The organism is Paraburkholderia yinzeri (genome assembly GCF_046581065.1).
Lineage (GTDB): Bacteria > Pseudomonadota > Gammaproteobacteria > Burkholderiales > Burkholderiaceae > Paraburkholderia.
Genome location: NZ_JBFOCJ010000001.1, coordinates 1475171 through 1496345, shown reverse-complemented (window position 1 = coordinate 1496345; position 21175 = coordinate 1475171). Strand labels below are relative to the sequence as shown.

The following is a 21175-nucleotide window of genomic DNA, read 5'->3' as shown; positions in this document are numbered from 1 at the left end:
CAGGATTCATCTGCGAAAGGTGGTGCAGGCCACACAGCCCGAATCGCTATAATTGCGCGCATGTCTTCGTTTTCCGATCCCACCGACTCCGCCGGTCCGATTGACCCCGCCGGCGACGCATCCGCGGCCGCTGCCGGGTCCGGGCACGCCGGCGATGCGGCGCACCGCGCCATGCAGCCCGTGCGCGCGATCCAGCCGCTGCCCGACCAGCTCATCAGCCAGATCGCCGCGGGCGAGGTGGTCGAGCGGCCGGCCTCGGTCGTCAAGGAACTGCTGGAGAACGCGCTCGACGCGGGCGCCGCCACGCTGCGCATCCTGCTCGACGAGGGCGGCGTCAAGCGCATCTCCATCGCCGACGACGGCTACGGCATTCCCGAGCGCGAACTGCCGCTCGCGCTGATGCGCCATGCCACGAGCAAGATCCGCTCGCTCGCCGAACTCGAAAGCGTCGCGACGCTCGGGTTCCGCGGCGAAGCGCTCGCTTCGATCGCTTCGGTCGCCGAGATGTCGATCACGAGCCGCCCGGCCGACGCCCCGCACGCCGTCAAGATCGATGCGAACACGGGCACGCTCTCGCCCGCCGCGGGCGGCCAGGGAACGACCATCGAAGTGCGCGAGCTGTACTTCAACACGCCCGCGCGCCGCAAGTTTCTGAAGAGCGAGCAGACGGAACTCGGGCATTGCCTCGAAATGATCCGCCGCAGCGCGCTCGCGCGGCCCGACGTCGCGATCTCCGTGCTGCACAACGGCCGCGCCGTCGAGCACTGGAATGCGAGCGATCCGGCCACGCGCGTCTCGAAGATCCTCGGCGAAACCTTCGCCACCGCGCACCTGCCGCTCGACGAGCGCGCCGGGCCGCTCGCCGTGTACGGCTGCGCCGGCCTGCCGACCGCGAGCCGCAATCGCGCCGACCAGCAATACTTCTTCGTCAACGGCCGTTTCGTGCGCGACAAGCTGCTCACGCACGCCGTGCGCGCCGCGTACGAGGACGTGCTGCATGGCGACCGCTATCCGTCGTATGTGCTGTTCCTCGACCTGCCGCCCGAGGCCGTCGACGTGAACGTGCATCCGTCGAAGATCGAAGTGCGTTTCCGCGACTCGCGCTCGATCCACCAGTTCGTGTTTCATGCCGTGCAGCGCGCGCTTGCGCGGCACGCCGGGGCGTCGCCCGAAACCACCTCGGGTGGCCATGCCGCGCTCATCGAGCCGCGGCCCGCGCCGGGCGCGGGAGTATTCGGCACGTCGGCGGGAGTGTCTTCCGGCACGGAGGGCGGCCCGGGTGGATTCGGCACCGCGCGCGTGGCCAGCAGCTTCGGCGGCTCGGGATCAAGCGGCGGTTTCGGCGGTGCAGGGGGTGGATCGAGCAGCGGCTCCGGTTTCAAGACCGGCGGCGCCAGCAGTTCGGGCAGCGGCTCCGGCAACACCTGGCTGCGCCAGTCGCGCATGACCCAGGGCTCGCTGCCCGTCGCGCAGCCGCTCGCGCTCTACGACGCCCTCTTCGGCCGCAAGGACGTGGGCGCCGGCACGGCGCAAGGCTCGACGCTGCTGCAGGCGGAAGACGGCGCCGCCGAAACCGCATCGCGCGCCGCGCCGCCCGCCTTCGACGCGAACGACGACCATCCGCTCGGTTTCGCGCTCGGCCAGGTCCACGGCATCTATGTGCTCGCGCAGAACGCGCGCGGTCTCGTGATCGTCGACATGCACGCCGCGCACGAGCGCATTCTCTACGAGCAGTTCAAGCAGGCGCTCGCCGAACGCTCGCTTGCCGTGCAGCCGCTTCTGATTCCGCTTTCGATGGTCGCCGACCCCGTGGAAACGGGCGCCGTCGAAGAAGAAAAGGCGACGCTCGAAGCGCTGGGCTTCGACCTCGCCGTGCTCTCGCCCACCTCGATTGCGATCCGCGCAGTGCCGGCGCTGCTCAAGGACGCCGACCTGCCCGCGCTCGCGCGCGCGGTGCTCGCGGATCTGCATGCCTACGGCGGCTCGCGCGTGCTGACCGAGCGCCAGCACGAAATGCTGGGCACCCTCGCCTGCCACCACGCGGTGCGCGCGAACCGGCGCCTCACGCTCGACGAAATGAACGCGCTCCTGCGCCAGATGGAAGCCACCGAACGCGCCGACCAGTGCAATCACGGCCGGCCCACCTGGTACCAGCTTACGCTCGGCGATCTCGATCGCCTGTTCATGCGCGGTCAATGAGCAGCGCCACGCAGTTGCCGGTTGCGTGTCTGCTCGGCCCAACCGCCTCGGGCAAGACGGCCGCCGCGCTCGCCTACGCCGCCCACGCTGCGGCGCGCGGGCGCGAGGTCGAGATCGTCAGCGTCGATTCGGCGCTCGTCTATCGCGACATGGACATCGGCACGGCAAAGCCCTCGGCCGGAGAGCGCGCGGCGGCGGTTCATCACCTCATCGATATCGTCGATCCCGCCGACGCCTACTCCGCCGCGAGCTTTCGCGCCGACGCGCTGCGCGTGACGGGCGAAATCGCCGCGCGCGGAAACGTGCCGCTGCTGGTGGGCGGCACGATGCTCTATTACCGCGCGCTCACGCAGGGCCTGAACGATCTGCCCACCGCCGACCCCGAGGTCCGCGCGGCGCTGGACGCCGATGCCGCCCGCGAGGGTTGGCCTGCCCTGCATGCGCGCCTCGCCGGCGTCGATCCGGCAACGGCGGCGCGCCTCGCGCCGAACGATTCGCAGCGCATCCAGCGCGCGCTCGAGATTTTCATGCTGACGGGCCGGCCGATGTCGGCGCTGCTGGCGGCGCCCGCCGCTCCCGCCGACGACGCGGCGCGTTACCGCTTCGTGCCCGTCGCGCTGGAGCCGTCCGATCGCGGCGTGCTGCACGCGCGCATCGCGCAGCGCTTCGATGCGATGCTGGCAGCGGGCCTCGTCGACGAGGTCAAGGCGCTGCGCGCGCGCGGCGACCTGAACGCGAACCTGCCTTCGATGCGCTGCGTGGGTTACCGCCAGGCCTGGGAATACCTCGACGGCTTCACGGACTACGCCACCATGCGCGACAAGGGCGTGTTCGCCACACGCCAGCTTTGCAAGCGCCAGCTCACGTGGCTGCGCGCGATGCCGGAGCGCATCGTCGTCGACTGCTGCGCGGCGGATGCCACCGCGCAAGCGCTGGCGGCAGTGGAACGCATCGGCGGCTGAGAACGCCAGCCGCATCTCCGCACGCCACGTCGCGCCGCGAGCCGTACTGCGGTCCATGACCGGGCCATCCCTTCCTTAGCTCTTGTGCGCCACAGCAACCGCGCAAACGCCCGCCGAACGCCCGCTCACCGGACTTTCGCGAGCGCCTGCACGCCGCAGCGCGCCACATAAACCCACCGCGGCCGTCTTGACTTTCGACGGACCCAATACGATCATTCGTTCATTACAAGAGCAATTGCTCTATCGAACTGGCCACCCCGATCCCGGCACCTGGACAGACGCGCACGCGAGGCGCGCAATCCTGCATTCCGGCTTTGTCGGAAGGAGACATACATGAACAGCGAACGCAGCGGCGAAAACGTCATCCTGCACATCGGTGCCGGCTCGTTTCACCGCGCGCATCAGGCGTGGTACCTGCACCGTGTAAACCTCACGCGCACGCCCGGCGAAACACCGTGGTCGCTCACCGTCGGCAACATCCGCTCCGATATGAATGCCGTGCTCGACGCCCTCGCCGCACAGCAGGGCGTCTACACGCTGGAAACGGTAACGCCGCAAGGCGAGCGCAGCTACGAGACGATCCGCTCGATCACGCGCGTGCTGCCGTGGTCCGCCGATCTCGCCGGCCTCGTCGAGGCGGGCGCCGACCCGGCCTGCAAGATCATCTCGTTCACCGTGACGGAAGGCGGCTACTATCTCGACGAGCACGACCGCCTCGACACCGCGAACCCCGACCTCGCCGCCGACCTGGGCGGCGCGCGCACGACGATCTACGGCGCGCTCGCGGCCATTCTCGAAGCGCGTCGCGCGCGCAACGGCGGCCCGGTCACGCTGCAAACCTGCGACAACCTGCGCAGCAACGGCAAGCGCTTTCATGCGGGCATGCGCGAATTCCTCGCACTGCGCGGCGCGACGGAATTGCTCGCCTGGTTCGATGCGAACACGACCTGCCCCGACTCGATGGTGGATCGCATCACGCCGCGACCCACGCCCGACGTGCGCGAGCGCGTGAAGGCGGCGACCGGCTTCGACGACGCCTGCCCCGTGATGGGCGAATCGTTCATCCAGTGGGTGATCGAGGATCACTTCTGCGCGGGACGCCCCGCATGGGAGCGCGCGGGCGCGGAGCTCGTGGAATCGGTCATGCCCTACGAGGAAGCCAAGATCCGCATCCTCAACGCCACGCACAGCTGCATCGCCTGGGCGGGCACGCTGATCGGCCTCGACTACATCCACGAAGGCACGAACGACACAGACATCCGCACCTTCGCCCGCGAATACGTGAGCGAGGACGTGATCCCGTGCCTCACTCCGAGCCCGCTCGATCTCGCGAAGTATCGCGACGTCGTGCTCGATCGCTTCAGCAATCCGTATATCCAGGACACGAACCAGCGCGTGGCCGCCGACGGCTTTTCGAAGATCCCCGGCTTTATCGCGCCGACGCTCGCCCAGCGCATCGCCGCGGGCGCGACGCCCGCCGCCACGGCCATGCTGCCCGCGCTCTTCCTGCGCTTTCTCCAGCGCTGGCACGAGGGCAAGCTGCCGTACCGCTACCAGGACGGCGTGATGGACGAGGCGGCTACGCACCGCCTGTTCGAAGCCGCCGATCCGCTCGCGGCGTTCTGCGCCGACAAGCTGCTGTGGGGCAAACTCGCGGACACACCCGCGCTCGTCGACGCGGTGCGCGGCGCCCTCGGGCGCGTCGACGGCTGGCTTGCGGCACGCGGCTTCGCCGCGACGTAAAGAGATGGCGTCAAGGAGGCGACGGTGCGGCCGTCGCCTCGCCATCGCCCCGGTATCGGGGCGCCACGCATGGCGTCGCAGCGCCCGCGCGGCTAAAGTAGCGCATCCTTCTTCACGACATCACGCGCGCCCATGTATCTCGGCATCGACCTCGGCACCTCCGAAGTAAAAGTCCTGCTGCTTTCGCCCGATGGCCGCGTGGTCGGCACCGCCGGCTCGCCCTTCGTCGTCTCGCGCCCCCATGCGCGCTGGGCCGAGCAGAATCCCGCCGACTGGTGGGACGGCACGCGCCTCGCGCTCGCCGCGCTGCGCGAGAAGCATCCCGCCGACTTCGCACAGGTGCGCGGCATCGGCCTCTCGGGGCAGATGCACGGCGCCGTGCTGCTCGACAAGCACGACACCGTGCTGCGCCCGGCGATCCTCTGGAACGACATGCGTGCGGTGGACGAATGCGCCGAACTGACCGCGCATGCGCCGCAGCTTCACCGCATCGCGGGCAATCTGGCCATGCCGGGCTTCACCGCGCCGAAGCTGCTTTGGGTCGCGCGCCACGAACCGCAGATCTTCCGCGAAACGGCCTGCGTGCTGCTGCCGAAGGATTATCTGCGCCTGCGCCTCACGGGCGGCAAGGTGTCCGATCCGTCCGACGCGGCCGGCACCCTCTGGCTCGACGTCGCGAAACGCGATTGGTCCGACGCGCTCCTCGACGCCTGCAACATGACGCGCGCGCAAATGCCCGCGCTCGCCGAGGGCAGCGCGCCCTCGGGCACGCTGCTGCCCGAGGTGGCGCGCGAATTCGGCCTGCGCGCCGACGTGATCGTCGCGGCGGGCGGCGGCGACAACGCCACGAGTGCGATCGGCATCGGCGCAACGCAGCCCGGCGACGGCTTCGTTTCACTGGGCACCTCGGGCGTGCTGTGCGTGGTAGGCGACCGCTTCCGGCCGAATCCCGCATCGGCCGTGCACGCGTTCTGCCATGCGATTCCCGACCGCTGGCACCAGATGAGCGTCGTGCTCTCGGCCGCGAGCTGTCTGCGCTGGGTCTGCAAGCTGACCGGCACGGACGAGCCCACGCTGCTGGCCGAAGTCGAAAAACTCGCGCCGGCCACGCTCGGCGAAGCCCCGCTCTTTCTGCCCTATCTCTCGGGCGAGCGCACGCCGCACAACGACCCCTACGCGCAAGGCGTGTTCTTCGGCATGACGCACGCGACCGATCGCGCGCTGCTAGGCTACGCGGTGCTCGAAGGCGTGACGCTCGCGCTCACCGACGGCCTCGACGCGCTCGCGGCGGCGGGCACGGAGGTGGGTGCCCTTTCGATGCTCGGCGGCGGCGCGCGCAGCGCATACTGGGCCCAGCTCGTGTCCGATGCATTCGCTACGCCCACGCGCCAGCACGGCGGCGGCGAGACGGGCGCGGCGCTCGGCGCGGCGCGGCTTGGCTGGCTCGCGGCGGGCGGCCGACCGGACGAGGTGCTGACCAAGCCGCCCGTGCTCGCCGAATACACGCCGAATGCGGCGCGGCACGCGGCGCTGCGCGAGCGGCTCGAGTCCTACCGCGCGCTCTATCGCCACGTGCGGCCGCTCTTCGAGCGCTCGCGCGAGCGGCTGGCCTGAGCTCACCTATCCGGTCCCGACCCTGGCGGCGTTTACCCGCCTGCTCCGACGCCTGAGAACATCGTGCCCAAGTCCACAGAAAAACTCGATCTCGCTACCCGCGCCGCGTGGCTCTACTACGTGGCGGGCAACACGCAGAATGAAATCGCGGAAAAGCTGCAGGTCTCGCGGCCCGTCGCTCAGCGCCTCGTGGCGTTCGCCGTCGAGAAGAACCTGATTCGCGTGCGCGTCGATCACCAGCTTGCCGACTGTCTCGCGCTCGCGGACCGGCTGTCGAAACGCTATGGCCTCTCGGTGTGCGAGATCGTGCCCATCGACAACGACACACCCGAGGAAATCGACCGCAAGCTCGCCGTGGCCGGCGCGCAGGTGATGGAACGCTACCTCACCGAAGAGCGGCCGATGGTCGTGGCGGTGAGCAGCGGCCGCACGCTCAAGGCCGCCGTCGATCAGATCGCGCAGCTCGAACGGCCGCAGCACCGGCTCGTCTCGATGGTGGGCGCGATCGCTCAGGATGGCTCATCGAACCGCTACGACGTCGCGCTCCATATCTCCGAGAAGACCGGCGGCAAGCACTTCCTGCTGCCCGCGCCGCTCATCGCCGACAACGAGGCCGAGCGCGCGCAGTGGTGCAATCACCGGCTCTACCGCATCGTCGAGTCGCTATCGGGCGAAGCCGATGTTGCGTTCGTCGGGATCGGCAATATCGGCGAGCACTGCCCGCTGCACGAGGACGGCTTCATCACGGCCAGCGAAGTGCGCGAGTTGATGCGGCTTGGCTCCGTGGCCGAAATGCTCGGACTGCCGATCAATGCCTCGGGCAAGCGCGTCGATTCGGCAACGGGACGACGCGTGACGAGCCTGCATCTCGATTCGCCGCCGAAACGCCCGACCATCGGCTTTGCGGGCGGCGCGCGCAAGCGCGACGCGGTCATCGCCGCGCTCAAGGGCGGCTGGCTCTCGGGGCTCGTCACCGACGAGGCGTGCGCGCGCGCGGCGCTGGAGGCCTGACGCTCGCCGCCCGCGGGACTCGAATCGCGGCGAAAAAACGCCCGCACGCAGCGGGCGAAGAAGCGCAACCACAGTCAAACACGGTACGGCGCCGCCCGCGAGGCGGCACCCGAATCGCTTGCCTCGGGACCTAAGGCTCAGGCCGCCAGTTCCTGCGCGAAGCGCCGCTCGAACGCCTGTCCGTTCGCATCGAACAGATGGCAATGGTCGGGCGTCGCGCCCAGCTTCATCGCTTCGCCACGCTCGTGCCGCTCCAGCGGCGGAATGCGCGCGATCAGCCCGTCCGGCGCCACCACCGACTCCGCGTATAGATAGGCCGCGTCGCCGAGCGATTCGACCGCCATCGCCTTCGCACTCACGCCGTATTCGCCCGCGCCTGCATGCAGATGCTCGGGGCGGATGCCTACCGTCACCTTGTCGCCCTCGCGTGCGCCGCGCGCTTCGACGGCCACCTTTTGCGTTTCGCCGGTCTCGTAGCGCACCAGAATACCGTCGCCCGCCACCTGCTGGACGACACCGTCGAGGAAGTTCATCTTCGGCGAGCCGATGAAGCCCGCCACGAAGCGGTTGGCCGGCGCATGATAAAGACGGTTCGGACTGCCAACCTGCTCCACGTTCCCTGCCGAGAGCACGACGATCTTGTCCGCCAGCGTCATCGCCTCGACCTGGTCGTGCGTCACGTAGATCATCGTCGTCTTCAGCTCGTCGTGCAGACGCGCGAATTCGAGGCGCATCTTCACGCGCAGCGCGGCGTCGAGGTTCGACAGCGGTTCGTCGAACAGGAACACCTTCGGCTTGCGCGTGATCGCGCGCCCAATCGCCACGCGCTGCCGCTGGCCGCCCGAAAGCTGCTTCGGCTTGCGGTCGAGCAGGTGGTCGATATGCAGGATCTTCGCGGCGTTCTTCACCGCCGCGTCGATCTCGGGCTTCTTCGCGCCCGCGAGCTTGAGGCCAAACGCCATGTTGTCGTAAAGCGTCATGTGCGGATAGAGCGCATACGACTGGAACACCATCGCGATGCCGCGCTTGGCGGGCGGCACGTCGTTCATGCGCGTGCCGTCGATCGTGAGGTCGCCCGCGCTGATGTCTTCGAGACCCGCGATCATCCGCATGAGCGTAGTCTTGCCGCAGCCGCTCGGGCCGACGAACACGACGAATTCGCCGTCGCCAATGTCGAGGTTCACGTCGCGCAGCACTTCGGTCTCGTCGTAGCGCTTCAGCACGTTTCGCAGGATCACGCTTGCCATGATGTGTCTCCGTTCATCGCTTCATTGAGGCGGCGCCTGGCGGCGCACGCCCACTGCTGTTCTTTACCACTCACTCGGGCCGCGCGTCGCTCAATGCGCCGCGGCCTGCGCCTTTTGCATCCAGTACGCCACCCGCGCGGGCAGCGTACTCATGTCGTCGAAAATTTCGCCCGCGCCGGCTTCGCGCAGTTCGAGCGCATGGGTCTCGCCCACATGCGTGCCGCCGACGAAGCCTAGCACCGTCATGCCGGCCGCGCGCGCCGCGCTCACGCCCGCCACGCTGTCCTCGACGACGAGGCACGCCGCAGGCGCCGCACCCACGCCGTGCGCGGCCGCGAGATAGACGTCGGGCGCGGGCTTGGGCTTCGCGACCTGGTCGGCGCAATACACGCGCTCGCCGAAGAAGGTGTCGAGGCCGTTGCGCAAGAGCACCGCGCGCACCACGGCCGTGTAGCTGTTGCTCGCACAGGCCTTGACGAGCGGCACCGCGGCCAGCGCCGCGGCCACGCCGGGAAAGAGCGGCGCCTCCTGGGCCTCGCGCTCGGCCACTACGCCAATCGCCGCGACGTCGGCCGCCGTGAGCGTGCACCCGAACGCCTCGCATACGCCGGCGAGCACGCGCTCGATGCGCTGGCCGAGCAAGGGCATCAGGACCGGCGCGACGTCGGCGCCGGGCCAGCGCGCTTCGAGCTCGCGTACGAGCACGCGCGCGGCCACGGCTTCGCTGTCGATCAGCACGCCATCGCAATCGCAGATCAGGGCGGCAACCGTCATTTGACGGCCCCGAACGTGAGCCCGCGCACGAGCTGCTTCTGCGAGAGCCAGCCGACGATCAGCACCGGCGCCACCGCCAGCAGCGAGGCCGCCGAAAGCTTCGCCCAGAAAAGTCCCTCGGGGCTCGAATACGACGCGATGAACACGGTCAGCGGCGCCGCGTTCGAACTCGACAGGTTGATGCTCCAGAACGCTTCGTTCCACGAAAGAATCACGAGCAGGAGCGCCGTCGAGGCCAGGCCCGGCACCGCCATCGGCATCAGCAGATAGACGATCTCCTGCCACGTCGCCGCGCCGTCCATGCGCCCCGCTTCGAGAATGTCACGGGGAATTTCGTTGAAGTAGGTGTACGCCATCCACACCGCAATCGGCAGATTGATGAGCGAATAGACGATCACGAGACCGCTCACCGTGTCGAGCAGCCCGGTGTTCTTCCACAGCAGATAGATCGGCACGAGCACGCCCACGGAAGGCATCATCTTCGTCGACAGCATCCACAGCAGGACCTGCTGGGTGCGCCGCGTCGGGAAGAATGCCATCGAGTAAGCGGCGGGCACGGCGAAGATCAGGCAGACGATCGTCACGCCCGCCGAGATCAGGACCGAATTCCACGCGAACGCGAAGTAGTTGCTGCGCGCGAAGACCTCGCGGAAGCTGTCGAGCGTCGGCATGAAGAAGAGCGAGGGCACGTAGGCCTGCTGCTCGGTCTTGAACGCCGTGATGGTCATCCAGAAGATCGGGAAGAACAGCGCAAGCGCGATGATCCACGCCAGCACGCCGGGCAGCACGCGGCCGATGAACTGCAGCGGCGACGAGCGGTTGACGGCATGCGGCGATTCGGGTGCATGAGATGCGGCAAGCTGGCTCATTTTTCGTACTCCCCTTTGAGGTTGCGCGCGAGCATGCGCACGAGGAAGAACGACACGATGTTCGCGAGCACCACGGCGAGGATGCCGCCGGCGGACGCGATACCCACGTCGAACTGCTGCAGGCCCATCGAGTAGATCAGGTAAGTGAGGTTGGTGGTCGCGTTGCCGGGACCGCCGCCCGTTGTCGTATAGATCTCGGCGAAAATCGACAGCAGGAAGATCGTCTCCATCATCACGACCACGGCGATCGCGCGGCGCAGGTGCGGCAGCGTGATATAGAAAAACAGGGCGATCGCGCCGGCGCCGTCGATCTTCGCGGCCTCCTTCTGCTCCTGGTCCAGCGACTGGATCGCCGTAAACAGGATCAGGAATGCGAACGGCAGCCACTGCCACGCGACGATCATGATGACCGCGGTGAGTGGATAGACGGCGAACCAGTCGATCGGCGTGAGACCCATGGCCCGCATCGCGACGGCCACGAGCCCGTACACCGGGTGGAGAATCATGTTCTTCCAGATCAGCGCGGAAACCGTCGGCATCACGAAGAACGGCGCGATCGCGAAGAGGCGCGCCACGCCCTGGCCGTAGAACTTGCGGTCGAACAGCACAGCCATCAGCACGCCGCCCACCACCGTGATCACCAGCACCGCGACGATCAATTCGAGCGTATGAGCGATGGACGGCAGGAACGACGGATCGGTCGCGAGAAACTTGTAGTTGTCGAGGCCCGCGAAGCCCTTGAGATCGGGATTGAGCAGGTTGTAACGCGTGAACGAGTACCAGATGGTCATCGCGAGCGGAATCGTCATCCAGAGCAGCAGCACGGCAATGGAGGGCGATACGAGCCAGCGCGAGGCAGACTTGCGCGACTCGGTCTGCTGGGGCTGGGGACTACGGGCTCGATGGAGGACTGGCATGGGGAGATGGAGATGACGCATGATCGTGACCACCCTTTCTGCTTTGCGCGCCGCGCGGGGAGCGCGGCGCCGCTTCTTGACGCGGGCCGCGCCGCCCGGGTGAGCGGGGCGGGCGGCGCGGCATGCGCGTCGGGATTACATGACTTCAGCTTACGTCTGCTTGTTTCCGCTTATTTCTGATACCCGGCCTGCATGACGGCGCGGTCGGCCGCCGCGTTGCCGGCTGCGAGCGCCTGATCGACGCTCATCTGTCCCGCAAGCGCGCCGGAAATGCTCTGGCCCACCACGGTGCCGAACGACTGGAACTCAGGAATCCCGACGAACTGGACACCCGTGTACGGCACCGGCTTGGCCGTCGGATGGTTCGGGTCGGCCGTCGTGATCGCCTTCAGCACGAACTCGGAGAATGGCGCCGCCGCCTTGTACTCGGGACGCTGATAGGTCGAGGTCCGCGTGCCCGACGGCACCGAGGCCCAGCCTTCGTCCTTCGCGACCATGTCGATGTACTCCTTCGAGGTCGCCCATTCGATGAACTTCTTCGCGGAGTCCTGCGACTTCGACGACTTCGGCACCGCGAGCGCCCACGACCACAGCCAGTGCGAGCCGTTCGGCGTGACTTCGGTCGGCGCGGCCGCGAAGCCGATCTTGTCGGCCACCTGCGACTGCGACTTGTTATAGAGGATGCCCGCGGCCACCGTGGCGTCGATCCACATCGCGCACTTGCCCGAGGACATCAGCGTCAGGTTCTCGTTGAAGCCGTTCGAGCTCGCTCCCGGAGGGCCGTCGTTCTTCAGCAGGTCCACATAGAAGCTCACGGCCTTCTTCCATTCGGGCGTGGTGAGCTGCGCATGCCACTTCTCGTCGAACCAGCGGCCGCCGAACGTATTGACCACCGTGGTCACATACGCCATGTTCTCGCCCCAGCCCGCCTTGCCGCGCAGGCAGATGCCGTAGGTGCCGCTCGCCTTGTCGGTGAGCTTGTCGGCAAACTGCTTGATCTGGTCGTAGGTCGGTTGCTCGGGCATCGTGAGGCCCTTCGCCGCGAACAGGTCCTTGCGGTAATACGTCATCGAGCTTTCGACGTAGAACGGCAGCGCATAAAGCGTGCCGTTGTACGAGAGGCCGTCGCGCGCGGTCTTCACGACGTCGTCGAGATCGTAGCTCGCCGGCAGGTTCGTCATCGGCACGATCCAGCCGCGCTTACCCCACTGCGGCGCCTCGTAGGTGCCGATCATCATCACGTCGAACTGGCCGCTATTGGTCGTGATGTCCGTGGTGGCGCGCTGGCGCAGCACGTTCTCTTCCAGGATCACCCAGTTCAGCTTGATGCCCGGATTGGCCTTTTCGAAGGCCGGCGAGAGCTTCTTCAGCTCGATCATGTCCGGGTTGTTCAACATCGCGATCGTCACGGTCTGCGCGTGGACGGCGCTTGCGCCCGCGGCGGCGATAGCGCCCGCGCCGAACATGCGCAACGCGGTCCTGAAGGCTGGTTTCATGGCTTGTCTCCTGTTCGTTACGTTCTTGGTCAAGTTATAGAGTGCTGCAGCGGAAAATGCGGCCAGGGTGTTCAACTCATCCAGTTGCCGCCGTCGACGTTGAGCGTCTGCGCCGTGATGTAGTCGGCATCCGCCGACGCGAGAAAGAGCGCCGCGCCGGTGAGATCGTCCGGCAATCCCATGCGGCCGAGCGGCACGGCTTCGCCCACGAGGCGCTTCTTCTCGCCAAGCGGACGGTTTTCATAACGCGCGAAAAGTGCATCGACCTGTTCCCACATCGGCGTATCCACGACGCCCGGCGCGATGCCGTTCACGTTGATGCGATGCGGCGCGAGCGCGAGTGCCGCCGACTGCGTATAGCTCAGCACGGCCGCCTTGGTCGCGCAGTAGTGCGAAACGAGCGCCTCGCCGCGGCGACCCGCCTGCGACGACATGTTGATGATCTTGCCGCCGTGCCCCTGCTCCACCATACGGCGGGCGACGGCCTGCATCAGGAAGAACATGCCCTTTACGTTGACGGCGAAGAGACGGTCGTAGACATCCCAGGATTCGTCGAGCAGCGGGCGCATGTCGAAGAGCGCCGCGTTGTTGAAAAGAATGTCGATGCGGCTGAAACGCGTCACCGCCTCGGACACGACGCGCTCGATGTCTTCGCGGCGCGTGATATCGGCGCTGAGCGCGTGCACGCGCTCCGGGTGTTCGGCGGCAAGCCGCGGCGCGATGGCATCGGCGGGCTTCACGTCGACGAGCACGCAGCGCGCGCCCTCCTCCAGATAGCGGCGCGCGACGGCTTCGCCTATGCCGCTCGCCGCGCCGGTCAGCACGGCCACCTTGTCCTGCAAACGTCCTGCCGCCGGATTCGCGGTGTGTGCCACAGGGTTGTCTCCCATATCGTTCCTGGCGGTGCTGTCCTGCCACCGCTCGGGCGCCGCCATGTGAGCGAACGCCCAACGTGTGAGCATTTGCTCGGTTGGTGATCGAATGATCGGACACGCGGGGAGGCATGTCAAGGCGGGCAAACGCGATTTAACGAGATTTCGATGGTGCAGCGCGCAAGCCAGGGCGCGGCATGGGCTCAGCCCGGGCATAACCGGCAGCGGCCTCACTCGCCAGTATTTTCGATACGTTATATCATTGCGCCTTCGTAGTTCGACCACGCCGGGGCCGCCCTGGCGCCACTGCTGTGTATCCGCCGTTCCTGACTCCACCAAGGACAGAACCATGATCTCGCTGAACCCGGCGCGCGCGCTTGCCGCCCGCCGTCTCGCACCAACGTCCATGCGCACCGTCGCCCGCCTTGCCGCCACGCTGACTGCGGCGCTGGGCTTCGCCCAAGCCGCGCACGCTGCCGAAAGCGCCATTCCCGTGGTCGCCGCCGAGAACTTCTACGGCGACGTGATCAAGCAGATCGGCGGCTCGCATGTGGACGTCACGAGCATCATGAGCAACCCGGACCAGGACCCGCACCTCTTCGAGGCGAGCCCGAAGACGGCGCGCGCGCTCCAGCACGCGCGCATCGTGGTCTACAACGGCGCCGACTACGACCCGTGGATGACGAAGCTGCTCGGCGCCACGCAAGGCGGCCAGCGCGTGACGATCGTCGCGGCGGATCTCGTCGGCAAGAAGGCCGGCGACAACCCGCACCTCTGGTACGACCCGCAGACCATGCCGGCCGTGGCGCGCGCCGTGAGCGCGGCGCTCGACACCGCAGACCCCGCGAACAAGAGCGTGTACGATGCGAACCTGGCCACGTTCCTCGACTCGCTCAAGCCGCTGGACGCGAAGGTCGCCGCGCTGCGCGCGCGCTACCAGGGCCAGCCGGTAACGGCAACGGAACCCGTGTTCGGTTATATGTCGGATGCGATCGGACTCGCGATGCGCAACATGAGCTTCCAGATGGCGACGATGAACGATACGGAAGCGAGCGCCTCCGATATCGCCGCCTTCGAAAGCGACCTGCGCGAGCGGCGCGTGCGCGTGCTGATCTATAACAGCCAGGCGACCGAAGCGCTGACGCGCCGCATGCTGGCGCTGGCGAAGCAGTCGAAGGTACCGTCGATGAGCGTCACCGAAACGGAACCGCCGGGCATGACGTTCCAGAAGTGGATGCTCACGCAGCTCGACGCGCTCGACCATGCGCTCGCGGCTTCGGCGCACTCCTGAATCAGGCAAGGAAGAAGGTAGCAAGGAATGACCCGATGACGATGGCAGGCCCCTCGCCCCATACGCCCCATAATGCTGCGGCGCCGCACGGCGCCCCAGGTTTGCGGCGCCCGCACGAGATGCCGGTGCTCACGCTCGCGGGCGTGACGCTCGAGCTTGGCGGGCGCACGATCCTGCGCGACGCCAACTTCGCCATCAACCAGGGCGAGTTCATCGGCGTGCTCGGGCCGAACGGCGCGGGCAAGACCACGCTCATGCGCGCGATCCTCGGCCTCGTGCCGGCCGCGGGCGGCGCGATCCGCGTGCTCGGCGAGACGGTGGCGCGCGGCAACGCGTCGATCGGCTATATGCCGCAGACGCGCAGCGCGCTCGCGAGCCGCCGCGTGCGCGGGCGCGATTTCGTCGCGATGGCCGCCGACGGCCACCGCTGGGGCCTGCCGCGTACCGATGCGGCCACGCGCGCCGACGTCGCGCGCGTGCTCGAACTGGTCGGCGCGACCCAGCTCGCCAATCGCCCGCTCTCCGAACTCTCGGGGGGCGAGCGTCAGCGCCTGCTGCTCGCGCAGTGCCTGCTCGGCGACCCGAAGCTGCTGCTGCTCGACGAGCCGCTCATCAGCCTCGATCCCAACCATCAGCGCGGCGTGGTCGAACTCGTGCGCAGCGTGCAACGCGAACTCGGCATCGCGGTGCTGTTCTCCGCACACGAGCTCAATCCGCTCCTCAACGCGCTCGACCGCGTGCTGTATCTCGGCAATGGCGTCGCGGCGCTCGGCAGCGTGGACGAGGTCATCACCGGGCCCGTGCTCTCGCGGCTCTATGGTTCGCCCATCGAAGTCATGCGCATGAAGGGGCGCATCTTCGTGATGTCGGGCGACGTCGAGGTCGAAAAGCACGATCACGAGCACGAACACGACGACAGCCACGGCCACGCGCACGCAGAAGACCCTAACCACGGCAGCAACGCACACGGCCACACGCACGATGCTTGAATACGATTTCATGGTGAACGCCTTCGCGGCGTCGGGCATCGTCGCGGTGCTCGCGGGCGTGGTGGGCTATTTCCTCGTGCTGCGCGGACAGACCTTCGCGGGCCACGCGCTCTCGCACGTCGGCTTCACGGGCGCGACGGGCGCCGTGCTGCTCGGCGTCTCGCCGATGTGGGGCATGGTGGGCTTTACACTTGCAGCCGGCATTTCGATGGGGGCGCTCGGCGAAAAGCTCGCGGGCCGCGATGTCGCCATCGGCGTGATCCTGTCGCTCGCGCTGGGCTTCGGGTTGCTCTTTCTGCACTTCTTCACGGCGTACGCCACCCAGGTCACGTCGCTGCTGTTCGGCAACGTGCTCGGCGTGAACCGCGATACGCTCGGCGTGCTGGCGTTGCTCGCTGCTGCGAGCCTCGTCGCACTCGGGGCGATCATGCGGCCGCTGCTGTTCGCTTCGCTGCAGCCCGAGCTAGCAGAGGCCAAGGGCGTGTCGCTGCGGCTCGTCTCGGTGCTGTTCCTCGCGATTGCGGCGCTGGCCGTGGCCGCGTGCACGCAGATCGTCGGCGTGCTGCTCGTCTTCACCCTGATGGTCGGACCGGCCGCCGCCGCGCAGAACCTCACGACACGCCTCTCCAGCGGCCTCGTGCTCGCCGCCGCGCTCGCGCTCGCGCAGGCGTGGCTAGGCGTGACGCTCGCGTTCTACACCGACTGGCCCACGAGTTTCTGGATCACGGCGCTCGCGGCGCTCATCTACGGCTTGAGCCTGATCGGGCGGCGCTGAGACCCCGCCCTGTTGCGATAAAAAGCGGCGTTGCACTGCAAGGTGCAACGCCGCTTTGCTTTCGGCCCGATAGCGGGCGCTGCGAAACAAACTGTTACTTTTCATCCGAAAAGGGGCGCGACCAGACTGCAACGCAGCCTACGTTCAAACAAGAAATAGTTGCGCAGCCCATCGCGTCTGATTGCGGCGTCTGACTGCGTTCATTGCGCGTCACTCGATCGTCCAGGTCTTTTGCAATGGCAAAGAAAATATTACGGATTCCTTATTTTATTGAGGATGATGCGAGCCCCGCTCCGAATCCCTTAATCCAGGATTGAATGCCATGAATACCTTGCTCAAAGCCCTGTGTCTGACTGGCGCGGTGTGCTGCTCAAGCGCCCACGCCCAGGTGATCGTGGCGCCCGCCGTGCCGGTTGCGCCTCCGGTCGTCGTCGCCCCGCCCCCGGCCGTGGTGGTGCCTCCCGGCGTGGCCTATGTTGCGCCGGTGGGCGTCGCGCCCGCGGTCGGCTACGTGTGGCGCTACAACGTGGGCGTGGGCTGGGGATGGTGGCATCCGGGCATCGGCTGGTGGCATGCCGGATGGGGTTGGCACAGGGGATGGGGATGGCACCCAGGCTGGCACGGTCGCGCCTACGGATACCGGAGATGGTGAAGCCGTGCCTGTCTTCTGTCGCGCACGTTTGCAGAACTGGAATGGGAGAGATATATGAAACGCAGTTTGAAAGTCCTGGCTCTATGCATCGCGCTGAGCATTGTCCTTCCGGGGTGCGTGGTCGCGCCGGCGCCGGGACCGGGGGCGGTATGGGTTCCGGGGCACTACGGGCCTTATGGCGGCTGGGTTCCCGGCCATTGGCGATGAGCCGGGCGTGACAAAAATGAGAACACCCTATGTCGTTTTCTTTTTGCTACTGGCAGTCTGCCTGCTTGCGAGCGCCCTCAAGCTTGTGAGCTGCACGGACGAAGGCTATGAACCGGGCACCGTTCACTGCGCTACCGGAAACCATGACCGCGTGCGGCCATAGAGATCGATAAAACGCGCATAACGCTGCGCAAGCGCCGCATCTCCGCCCGGCGACGCCACGCGTGTTGCCGTAGGCGCGAGTGCAGCGAGGTCCGTCTCGCGCCAGTGTCCGCAGGCGAGGCCGCCCAGCATCGCGGCGCCGCGCGCGGCGGCGTTCGGGCAATCGATGGCGTCGAGTTCGACGTCGAGCGCATCGGCAAGCAGTTGCCGCCAGCGCGCATCGACCGAGCCGCCGCCCGCAAGCTTCAGCTTCACGATGGGCGTGCCGCTCTCGCGTATCGCGTCGAGCCCCGCACGTAGGGCGAACGCCACCCCTTCGAACGCGGCGCGCATGAGCGTGCCGCGCGTGTCGCCCAGCCCGGCACCTAGCCAGCCGCCGCGCGCCGCCGGATCGAGCCATGGCGAGCGCTCGCCGCTCAGGTAAGGCAGAAAGGCGAGTGCCGGGGAAGGCGCTGCGCCGAACGCTTCCTCATACGCGTGAGCCCAGTCATAAGCCAGCCAGCCGCGCACAGCTTCGAGCGCCACACCCACGTTCTGCATCGCCGCCATCGTGTACCAGCCGCCATCCGCCGAACGGTAGCGATGCAGGCCGCGCCGCGCGGCCGGCTCGCGGCGCGCGGTGACGAGAATCTGGCCGCCCGTGCCGGTGGTGAGCAGCGCGTCGCCCTCGGGAGCAAGGCCGCTGCCAAGCGCGGCGCACGGCGTGTCGCCCGCGCCTGCCGCGAGCGCGATGCCCGCGGTGAGACCCAGCGCCTGCGCGGCATCGGCAGAGAGCGCGCCGCTCGCCTCGCCCGATGCCGCGAGCGGCGCGAACCAACGCGCGGGCAAGCCGAGGCGTTCGATCAGCGCGGCATCCCATGTGCCGTCTGGCGTGGCGAGCGCAGTCGCACACGCATCGGACGGATCGGCAATCGGTGCGCCGCCGAGCGCCACACGCAGCCAATCCTTCGGCTGCAAGGCCCAGCGCGCGCCGTGCGCGATACCTGCCTCGTGCAGCATTACCCAGCGCAGCAGCGGACCTGCCATGCCGGGCGCAACCGGATTGTCCTGCGGCTCCGGCCAGGCATCGAGTAGCGCATGCGCGCGCGTATCGGGCCACAGCATCGCGGGACGCAGGGCGCGGCCCGTTTCGTCGGTCAGCACGACGCCGTGCATCTGCCCGGAAAAGCCGATGGCTCGCACCGCCGCGCGCTCGTCGGCGGGCAGGCGGGCGCAGGCCGCGCATAACGCGTCCCACCAGCGTGAAACGGGAATTTCGGCCCAGCCGGGCTGCGGCGTATCGAGTGCGTAAGCAGCGCTCGCCGCCGCGCGTTCGATACCGGCTTCATCGACTATCGCAACCTTCAGCGAACCGGTGCCGAGATCGATGCCGAGGAAGCGCGCGTGCGTGTGACTCATGGAGAAAAGGTGTGTCGAAGAGACCGGAAAGCGACCATGATAGCGGGGTCATGCGCTGCATCGCGCGACGCCCCGGAACGACACGAAAATCGACGCCAAAATCGGCCGTTCGCGGGTTAACCCGATGGGTCGCGCCGCACCGCAAAATCGCCTCCATGCGGAAAGTGAAATAGGGTTCATAGCGCTGTGGCCATATTCCATACCGGCCGGACCGCGCGCCACCCAATCTTCGCACCGGGACTTTTTCGGCAACGATCCGTGTGCCGGGATGGTGTCGATACCCCTGCCGGCCCGGCCTGGCGCCCGAAACAACGGATTTTGCGCGCTTGCGTGCGTCGCGGCGTCCGGCGCCCCGCCCACCCGCGGAACAATCCATGCGTCCCGCGCGCACCGGCATCAGGGCTATCCCGCATATTGGACGCGCCACAGGCATATCACCCCCGGAAAGCAGGAAATAGTCTCCAGTGGTCTTGTTGGGGCTTGTCGTTCCGCATACCTTGGAGGCCATATTCCAAACCAGAGTAACGGAGAGAGACACATGCACCCCAAGGGTAACGAAAGGGCCCAGGTCCACCCGGTCGACGAGCGGCTGCCCACCGGCCAGCTTCTCACCCTCGGCATCCAGCACGTCCTCGTGATGTACGCGGGTGCGGTTGCGGTGCCGCTCATCATCGGCAGCGCACTGTGGCTGCCCAAAGACCAGATCGCCTTCCTCATCAGTGCCGACCTGTTCGCCTGCGGCATCGCCACGCTGATCCAGACGCTCGGCCTCTGGATCTTCGGTATCCGCCTGCCTGTCATCATGGGCTGCACGTTCGCCTCGGTCGGCCCGATGATCGCGATCGGCACCGATCCTTCGCTCGGCATCCTCGACATCTTCGGCTCCACGATCGCGGCGGGCGCGATCGGCATCCTCATCGCGCCGCTGATCGGCAAGCTGCTGCGGTTCTTCCCGACCGTCGTGGTGGGCACCGTGATCACGGTGATCGGCCTGTCGCTCATGGAGGTGGGCATCAACTGGGCCGCTGGTGGTGTCGGCAACCCCGACTACGGTAACCCCGTCTACCTCGGCCTCTCGCTGCTCGTGCTGATGCTGATCCTGCTCATCAACAAATTCGGGCGCGGCTTCATCTCGAACATTTCGGTGCTGCTCGGCATCGTCGCGGGTTTCGCCATCGCGCTCGTGCTCGGCCGCGTCAACCTCGACGGCGTGGCGAACGCGCACTGGGTCGGCTTTCCGATGCCATTCCACTTCGGCCTGCCGGTCTTCCACGTGCTGCCCATCGCGACGATGGTGATCGTGATGTTCGTCACCTTCATCGAATCCACCGGCATGTTTCTCGCCGTGGGCGACATGGTCGATCGTCCCGTCGATCAGCAGACGCTCGTGCGCGGCCTGCGCGTGGACGGCCTCGGCACGATGATCGGCGGCATCTTCAACTCGTTCCCGCACACCTCGTTCTCGCAGAACGTCGGCTTGATCGGCATTACGGGGGTGAAGAGCCGCTTCGTGTGCGCGACCGGCGGCCTGATCCTCGTGCTGCTCGGTCTCTTCCCGAAGATGGCGCAGATGGTTGCCTCGGTGCCGGCCTTCGTGCTGGGCGGCGCGGGCATCGTGATGTTCGGCATGGTGGCGGCGAACGGCATCAAGGCGCTCGGCCGCGTGGACTTCGTGAAGAACCAGCACAACCTCTTCATCGTCGCCGTGAGCGTGGGTTTCGGCCTCGTGCCGGTGGTGTCGCCGCATTTCTTCGCGAAGCTGCCGCCCGCCCTCGCCCCGATTCTCCATAGCGGCATTCTGCTGGCCTCGGTTTCGGCCGTGGTCCTCAACCTGATCTTCAACGGCGTGAGGAGCGAAAAGGGTGCCGAGCGCGATATCCGCCGCGCGGGCCACGATCTCGAAAGCCCGAGCGCGCAAGACGACGCGCAAAGCCAGACGCCGGGCCACGAAATGCCGCGTTCGGCAGCACATTGAGTTGACGCGAGAGGTGTCACGG

The 21175-nt window shown here is 67.3% G+C and carries 17 protein-coding genes; 10 read left to right on the top strand and 7 right to left on the bottom strand.

Translation table 11 applies throughout. The annotated features are described in order from the left end of the window. Positions 1 to 60: 60 nt before the first annotated feature. From mutL to WJ542_RS07110, 5 genes are all read left to right on the top strand, one after another. Positions 61 to 2199: a DNA mismatch repair endonuclease MutL gene (mutL, locus tag WJ542_RS07130; protein ID WP_411188596.1), complete on the top strand. Its 2139-nt coding sequence runs from the start codon at positions 61 to 63 to the stop codon at positions 2197 to 2199. Further along, complete coding sequence (gene miaA / locus WJ542_RS07125; protein ID WP_411188595.1) at positions 2196 to 3161, top strand: tRNA (adenosine(37)-N6)-dimethylallyltransferase MiaA; 966 nt, start codon at positions 2196 to 2198, stop codon at positions 3159 to 3161. Before mutL ends, miaA begins: the two co-directional genes overlap by 4 nt. Before the next feature lie 333 nt (positions 3162 to 3494). After that, positions 3495 to 4904, top strand: a complete 1410-nt coding sequence (gene dalD / locus WJ542_RS07120; protein ID WP_411188594.1) for a D-arabinitol 4-dehydrogenase — start codon at positions 3495 to 3497, stop codon at positions 4902 to 4904. 132 nt (positions 4905 to 5036) lie between these two features. After that, positions 5037 to 6518, top strand: a complete 1482-nt coding sequence (gene xylB, locus WJ542_RS07115; RefSeq protein ID WP_411188593.1) for a xylulokinase — start codon at positions 5037 to 5039, stop codon at positions 6516 to 6518. Between the two features lie 63 nt (positions 6519 to 6581). After that, a complete protein-coding gene (locus tag WJ542_RS07110) occupies positions 6582 to 7529 on the top strand; it encodes a sugar-binding transcriptional regulator (protein WP_411188592.1) in 948 nt (315 codons plus the stop codon). Positions 7530 to 7666: 137 nt separating this feature from the next. Here WJ542_RS07110 and WJ542_RS07105 read toward each other — a convergent pair whose 3' ends face one another. From WJ542_RS07105 to WJ542_RS07080, 6 genes are all read right to left on the bottom strand, one after another. Then, complete coding sequence (locus WJ542_RS07105; protein WP_411188591.1) at positions 7667 to 8776, bottom strand: ABC transporter ATP-binding protein; 1110 nt, start codon at positions 8774 to 8776, stop codon at positions 7667 to 7669. Positions 8777 to 8866: 90 nt separating this feature from the next. Further along, complete coding sequence (locus WJ542_RS07100; protein ID WP_411188590.1) at positions 8867 to 9550, bottom strand: HAD family hydrolase; 684 nt, start codon at positions 9548 to 9550, stop codon at positions 8867 to 8869. Further along, positions 9547 to 10419, bottom strand: a complete 873-nt coding sequence (locus WJ542_RS07095) for a carbohydrate ABC transporter permease (RefSeq protein ID WP_411188589.1) — start codon at positions 10417 to 10419, stop codon at positions 9547 to 9549. The genes WJ542_RS07100 and WJ542_RS07095 overlap by 4 nt, the downstream gene beginning before the upstream one ends. After that, positions 10416 to 11357, bottom strand: coding sequence for a carbohydrate ABC transporter permease (locus WJ542_RS07090; protein WP_411188588.1), 942 nt, complete (start codon positions 11355 to 11357; stop codon positions 10416 to 10418). Before WJ542_RS07090 ends, WJ542_RS07095 begins: the two co-directional genes overlap by 4 nt. A gap of 149 nt (positions 11358 to 11506) precedes the next feature. Beyond that, positions 11507 to 12832 carry an ABC transporter substrate-binding protein gene (locus WJ542_RS07085; RefSeq protein WP_411188587.1) on the bottom strand — a complete coding sequence of 442 codons (1326 nt, stop codon included), beginning with the start codon at positions 12830 to 12832 and terminating at the stop codon, positions 11507 to 11509. A gap of 71 nt (positions 12833 to 12903) precedes the next feature. Continuing rightward, on the bottom strand, positions 12904 to 13707 hold the full coding sequence (locus WJ542_RS07080; RefSeq protein WP_411188586.1) for an L-iditol 2-dehydrogenase: 804 nt from the start codon (positions 13705 to 13707) through the stop codon (positions 12904 to 12906). Between the two features lie 403 nt (positions 13708 to 14110). On the opposite strand from WJ542_RS07080, the gene WJ542_RS07075 reads away from it, so the two are divergent. From WJ542_RS07075 to WJ542_RS07060, 4 genes are all read left to right on the top strand, one after another. Beyond that, the gene (locus WJ542_RS07075) at positions 14111 to 14995 is read left to right on the top strand and encodes a metal ABC transporter solute-binding protein (protein WP_411190500.1); all 885 of its coding nucleotides are present in this window, start codon (positions 14111 to 14113) and stop codon (positions 14993 to 14995) included. 35 nt (positions 14996 to 15030) lie between these two features. Continuing rightward, entirely contained in the window at positions 15031 to 15984 is a 954-nt protein-coding gene (locus WJ542_RS07070; RefSeq protein ID WP_411188585.1) for an ABC transporter ATP-binding protein, read from the top strand. Then, positions 15977 to 16759, top strand: a complete 783-nt coding sequence (locus tag WJ542_RS07065) for a metal ABC transporter permease (RefSeq protein WP_411188584.1) — start codon at positions 15977 to 15979, stop codon at positions 16757 to 16759. The genes WJ542_RS07070 and WJ542_RS07065 overlap by 8 nt, the downstream gene beginning before the upstream one ends. Positions 16760 to 17081: 322 nt before the next feature. Then, complete coding sequence (locus WJ542_RS07060; protein WP_411188583.1) at positions 17082 to 17411, top strand: hypothetical protein; 330 nt, start codon at positions 17082 to 17084, stop codon at positions 17409 to 17411. Between the two features lie 330 nt (positions 17412 to 17741). Here the strand turns inward: WJ542_RS07060 and WJ542_RS07055 are convergent, their stop codons facing one another. Next, positions 17742 to 19178 carry a xylulokinase gene (locus WJ542_RS07055; RefSeq protein WP_411188582.1) on the bottom strand — a complete coding sequence of 479 codons (1437 nt, stop codon included), beginning with the start codon at positions 19176 to 19178 and terminating at the stop codon, positions 17742 to 17744. 538 nt (positions 19179 to 19716) lie between these two features. Here WJ542_RS07055 and WJ542_RS07050 point away from each other — a divergent pair. Then, positions 19717 to 21153: a nucleobase:cation symporter-2 family protein gene (locus WJ542_RS07050; protein WP_411188581.1), complete on the top strand. Its 1437-nt coding sequence runs from the start codon at positions 19717 to 19719 to the stop codon at positions 21151 to 21153. Positions 21154 to 21175: the final 22 nt, after the last annotated feature.

Bases quoted from the DNA above. Each gene is read 5' to 3' on its own strand.
- mutL (WP_411188596.1), top strand. From the start codon at position 61: ATGTCTTCGTTTTCCGATCCCACCGACTCCGCCGGTCCGATTGACCCC.
- miaA (WP_411188595.1), top strand. From the start codon at position 2,196: ATGAGCAGCGCCACGCAGTTGCCGGTTGCGTGTCTGCTCGGCCCAACC.
- dalD (WP_411188594.1), top strand. From the start codon at position 3,495: ATGAACAGCGAACGCAGCGGCGAAAACGTCATCCTGCACATCGGTGCC.
- xylB (WP_411188593.1), top strand. From the start codon at position 5,037: ATGTATCTCGGCATCGACCTCGGCACCTCCGAAGTAAAAGTCCTGCTG.
- WJ542_RS07105 (WP_411188591.1), bottom strand. From the start codon at position 8,776: ATGGCAAGCGTGATCCTGCGAAACGTGCTGAAGCGCTACGACGAGACC.
- WJ542_RS07100 (WP_411188590.1), bottom strand. From the start codon at position 9,550: ATGACGGTTGCCGCCCTGATCTGCGATTGCGATGGCGTGCTGATCGAC.
- WJ542_RS07095 (WP_411188589.1), bottom strand. From the start codon at position 10,419: ATGAGCCAGCTTGCCGCATCTCATGCACCCGAATCGCCGCATGCCGTC.
- WJ542_RS07090 (WP_411188588.1), bottom strand. From the start codon at position 11,357: ATGCGTCATCTCCATCTCCCCATGCCAGTCCTCCATCGAGCCCGTAGT.
- WJ542_RS07085 (WP_411188587.1), bottom strand. From the start codon at position 12,832: ATGAAACCAGCCTTCAGGACCGCGTTGCGCATGTTCGGCGCGGGCGCT.
- WJ542_RS07075 (WP_411190500.1), top strand. From the start codon at position 14,111: ATGCGCACCGTCGCCCGCCTTGCCGCCACGCTGACTGCGGCGCTGGGC.
- WJ542_RS07070 (WP_411188585.1), top strand. From the start codon at position 15,031: ATGACGATGGCAGGCCCCTCGCCCCATACGCCCCATAATGCTGCGGCG.
- WJ542_RS07065 (WP_411188584.1), top strand. From the start codon at position 15,977: ATGCTTGAATACGATTTCATGGTGAACGCCTTCGCGGCGTCGGGCATC.
- WJ542_RS07060 (WP_411188583.1), top strand. From the start codon at position 17,082: ATGAATACCTTGCTCAAAGCCCTGTGTCTGACTGGCGCGGTGTGCTGC.
- WJ542_RS07055 (WP_411188582.1), bottom strand. From the start codon at position 19,178: ATGAGTCACACGCACGCGCGCTTCCTCGGCATCGATCTCGGCACCGGT.
- WJ542_RS07050 (WP_411188581.1), top strand. From the start codon at position 19,717: ATGCACCCCAAGGGTAACGAAAGGGCCCAGGTCCACCCGGTCGACGAG.